1 protein-coding gene is annotated in these 639 nt (G+C 44.8%); it reads right to left on the bottom strand.

What is annotated here, in order from left to right:
• Positions 1–46: 46 nt before the first annotated feature.
• Positions 47–639, bottom strand: a 593-nt coding sequence (locus tag B3V51_RS11230; protein WP_286708435.1) for a GGDEF domain-containing protein, incomplete at its 5' end; no start/stop codon positions are given.

The following is a 639-nucleotide window of genomic DNA, read 5'->3' as shown; positions in this document are numbered from 1 at the left end:
CAGCAGATGGATTCATGATTGAGTTATTGATAGTGCAGAGGGGCAGCTAGCGGTTTTTGTAGAGTGAATGGATACTACCATTTTTTTCAGCAAACATATGGTTGGCACTGACGACTTGATTGCGTCCACGGTGCTTGGCTTCATAAAGAGCCTTATCTGCTGCGCTAATCAAACGTTGGCAGATGTCGCTAGGCAGTTTTTGCATGAATGCCATTTGGCTCTCAGCGCGCTGAGTGGCAATCGGCTTGATAAGAGGTGATGCACTTGATTGAGACTGGGCTTTTTTTGCCAAAATAGATTTATAGTTTTTGACAATGCAAGCTCTTTCTTGATGGGTCAAGGTATACAGCCCAAAACTCGCTGTCACGCTAAAATCAAACACATCACCGACCTTGATGATATGCTCAGCAATACTAAGCCGTAATTGCTCCGCAATCACCATTGCACTATCGTGCGACGTATCTGGTAGCACAACCAGAAACTCCTCACCACCGTAACGGCTAATGATGGTTTCATCTGATAACGACTGCAATAGCGTCTGCGATATTTCGATCAACACTTGATCCCCCACATCGTGGCCATAGTTATCGTTGATGCGTTTAAACCAATCCAAATCAAAGAGCATCACGCTCAAATCCT

The organism is Psychrobacter sp. UBA2514 (genome assembly GCF_002341255.1).
GTDB lineage: Bacteria > Pseudomonadota > Gammaproteobacteria > Pseudomonadales > Moraxellaceae > Psychrobacter > Psychrobacter pacificensis.
This window is presented reverse-complemented; position numbering and strand designations above follow the sequence as displayed.